Here is a 3,759-nt window from a genome sequence, read left to right as displayed (position 1 = left end):
TTAGTAAGGTAAACCCTAGTTATAAAATTATTTATTTCAATATGTTTTTATTCTAGGATAAAAACGTAATAGAAGAATATTGTTTAAAAATTAACTGCTTTTTTATAGGTTTTTAACACAGTTCTTGAATAGTTGCGGGTTTGTATGCGAGGATTTTCCGAAGGAAAATCAGACGTTACAAACACGCAACGACCTTGGATTAAGCACTAAACCGTAATTATTTTTATACGGTGTTGGTGTTTCGTTTTTATTTTATTCAGTTTATTGCTTTTAATTTTTTAAATGTTTTAATAGAATGAGTCATTTTTAGTATTCCATAAAGAAATAAAATCAAACTCAATAAGGTCCTAGAGATTTCAGAAAATGACAAATCCTTAATATGATATACAGTCAAGTTTACTATAAAAAGCACAGTTATGGTTATTCCGATTAATATGTTTATCATAGTAGAAACCTTAATTCTAATTATTTCTTTTTTGCCTAATGTTTCTAAATTATTATTGTGAAATTGATGTGATTTAACATTGTAAAAACTAACTGATAATAAAAGGACAAGTAATAGCAGAATCAGTAAAATACTTCTATAGTCAAAAATTGTAGTTCCGTTATAAATTTCCTTAATCGTCAAGAAGATTCCAACTACAAAAAATAGTTGTAATAAATACGTCAAAAATTTATATGCTTTCAATATTTTCATCTCGTTTGCTTAAATGAACACCAACGTTTATGTGTATGGAAAGTTGCGTGTTTGTGTGCGAGGATTTTCCGAAGGAAAATCAGATGCAAGCAAGCAAAGCAACTGACATTGGTTTAGTATAAAACTAGCAATTTTTTATACACGGTGTTGCCATTTCGTTGTTTTTTTTTCTTACCGTTTTTGGTCAGTCGTATTTTTTGCGTTTCGCTAATCAGTCCGACGTAACAGTTGCGTATTGCTTTGGTCAGTCAGATGTTTGTTGAGCTTTTATTCGGCGATATTTCTAATTCCAATTGAGTGAGCAATTCCGAAACTTGCTAAATTCCTTATTCAGTCTATTTTAAATTTCCCTTTTTGTTTTCTCCAGTCTTATTTTCAATTCCTGAATTTCATCGTTTTTATCTTTCACTTCCATTTGAAAATACTTTAAACTTGTAAACAAGTAAATTAGAACAAAAAACGTTCTAATATCGGGAGAATTAAATTCAGTCAAGAAATTAAATTTACTTGAAATCCATAAAATTCCAAATAATACAATTGAAACTGTAGAAACTATTTTTAGAGTTTTTTTCATTTCTTTTTATTTTCAGTTTGAGTGCGTTCCGCCAATGAATGGCAACGTGTTTGTGTATGGTTAGTTGCGTGGTTTGGCAACTAAGTTAGCAAACATTTACGAACCCGTGAATATTCCGAAGGAATATTCGCAAGTAAGCTCAATGAAGCAATTAAATATACACGGTGTTGTGGTTAGTTTTTTTTTATCAGAATATATCTGTTAATCCAATCAAAACTCCCCAAATCATAGCGTTAACACCTAATACTAATCCAATTATTGAAAATACTTTATTTTTTGTCGGAATAGTTTCTTTCAACAGTATTTTCAGAGATTCAGGTTTTATGTTTTTCTGTAACATTCTTTTTGAAATTAGCATTGACTCTTTAGCAATTAAATCAGTCAAATTTTTAAAGGTCAGAATGTATTTTCCTTTTTCACTTATTTCAAAATTCCAGAATTCTAATCCGCGCTCTCCATTTTGCGTAAAGGGAAAGTTTGGAAAAGTTTTGTTTAGTTTTATGACATTACCATTTTCCGATTTTAGTTCAGCACTAAATTTTCCTTTATTGTCAAGAAATCTAGCACCTAAAAAGCAAAGAGAATAGAGTCCAGTTGAATTCAGTTCGATTAATTTGATTTCTGAATCAAGAGCAAATTCTGCTACTTGCTTATTTTTACTCGATTTAATTAAAATTCGGATTGAGTAAATCAACAGTAAAATTCCAACTATTCCGATAAATATAAATGTTAACTGCATTGTTTTTTTAATTAACCACAACGGCTTCGGCTAAGGTTAGTACGGGATTAAATTAGCATTTAATTTCGGATTAAGCGATTAGCCAAAGCTTTTTATTTTGTTTTAATTTTTTCTGTTCTAAAGCCAAATCAAAAGATTTGGCGGACTTTATAAAAATACACTAAACTTTCGTTTAAGCACCAAAACCCGTATTAATTTTAGCCATTGTTATGCCTTGTTATTTCTCCAATTCTATTATTATTTGATTTAGAGTCTTAAACACTTGATGGTTTTCAGGTAAACATTTACTTAGCTTTTCTTTAGATTTAATGAAATTAAATAAGGCATTTTTTTTGTCTTCTAAATGCATATAAACATTACCTAATACAAAAAAAATATCTCCCGAAACTCTATTATTTTCAGTATAATTTTTTAATTTTTCTTCAAAGAATTTTAAAACCATATTTGAATGCTCATTTTGACAATACATTTGAGCAATATTATCGCATATTTCTGGATTCCCAGGAGCTATATTAAAGAACTTGTCAGTAAATTTTTCTCTATGTTTTGTTTCATAATGCATTTCAAATAGAGCAAGAGTAGCTCCATAATTTTCAGGAAATATTTTAATACTCTCTTCGTAATTTTCTATTGCAAGTTCTTCTTGTTTCATATCTCTATGAATTTCTGCAATTTGAATAAGTAAATCGGCTTTTTCTTGTTCAGATTTTGACTTACTAATTAAGTATTCACATTCGCTAATTTTAGTTGAAGCAACACTATTTAAATCTACATCCATAGGTGTAAGTCTTTCAATAACGTATTCAAGCTTTCTAATATTTTTAGTTTTTAATTGCTCAGGAGTGAATAAAACACAAAAGACACAAAATTTATCAAATCCAACAAAACCTGTATATTCTTCAAGGTCTGTTTCTGTCCTCAATATTTTTCTTAGAATTGTTTCTTTTTTATCTTTTCTTTCTATCGTGTCAGTATATTCAAAACTGGCTGTTGGATGAGCATCAAGAGTATCTTCTTCTTGTAGTTTTATTACTTCATTTAAGTTTTTGATTTTTTCATCATAACTAAAAATGTTCATATAAATGAACTCTCCATTTTTTGTAGCTTCTTCATAAGTTTTCCCTCTTTGGTATAGATTTGCTATGCTTCCAAATCTTTGTGTTCCATCAACAATCCAACCAAAAGGAGCAGGAATTATAGCTCCGTGCCACCCACTATATGTAAATCCATTAAAACCTTGGAATTTTTTTAATTCATCAAAGTTTAAGATGTCAAGTTCAATATCAGTGGGTCCATAATAAGCTCTATTAATTGCTGCTTGGGAGTATCCTTTTGAAGTAATTAAAATACCTTGTGCAGCATCTATGTCTTCAACCATAGATATGAAACTGTCTACAGCTTTTACATCAACATTTTCAGAATAATATTTTCCATCAATTACTAAACGAATTTTTTTTCCAGCAATACGACCTTCTATTAAAACATCTATCTGTCTTTCTATTTTCGAATACCTTCCTATAATTTTCTGATTATAACTAATCTTGGTGTTAGGATATGCGCTTTTGAAGTTTTCAAATATTTCTTCCTCGTATTTTTTCCAGTTCATTTTTTCTAATAAGGCATAACGTTTACGTATAAGAATAGTTGTGGTTTTGTGTGCGAGGATTTTCCGCAGGAAAATCAGACGTAACAAAAGCGCAACGACCTTTGGATTAAGCCTAAAACAACAATTATTTTTATACTGTGTTG

General features: G+C 29.4%; 3 protein-coding genes. All 3 read right to left on the bottom strand.

Features of this window, described 5'->3' with window-relative positions:
* Positions 1–1,037 precede the first annotated feature (1,037 nt).
* A complete protein-coding gene (locus ACJJV4_RS06525) occupies positions 1,038–1,271 on the bottom strand; it encodes a hypothetical protein (RefSeq protein WP_304403776.1) in 234 nt (77 codons plus the stop codon).
* 187 nt (positions 1,272–1,458) lie between these two features.
* Positions 1,459–2,010, bottom strand: a complete 552-nt coding sequence (locus ACJJV4_RS06520; protein ID WP_405292659.1) for a hypothetical protein — start codon at positions 2,008–2,010, stop codon at positions 1,459–1,461.
* 217 nt (positions 2,011–2,227) lie between these two features.
* Positions 2,228–3,759, bottom strand: a 1,532-nt coding sequence (locus tag ACJJV4_RS06515; protein ID WP_405292658.1) for a restriction endonuclease, incomplete at its 5' end; no start/stop codon positions are given.

The organism is Algibacter sp. Ld11 (genome assembly GCF_045066735.1).
Lineage (GTDB): Bacteria > Bacteroidota > Bacteroidia > Flavobacteriales > Flavobacteriaceae > Algibacter.
The sequence above is the reverse complement of the archived record's forward strand: the minus strand, read 5'-3'. Positions and strand labels throughout refer to the sequence as shown.

Coding starts and splice junctions, on each gene's coding strand:
- ACJJV4_RS06525 (WP_304403776.1), bottom strand. CDS start 1,271: ATGAAAAAAACTCTAAAAATAGTTTCTACAGTTTCAATTGTATTATTT.
- ACJJV4_RS06520 (WP_405292659.1), bottom strand. CDS start 2,010: ATGCAGTTAACATTTATATTTATCGGAATAGTTGGAATTTTACTGTTG.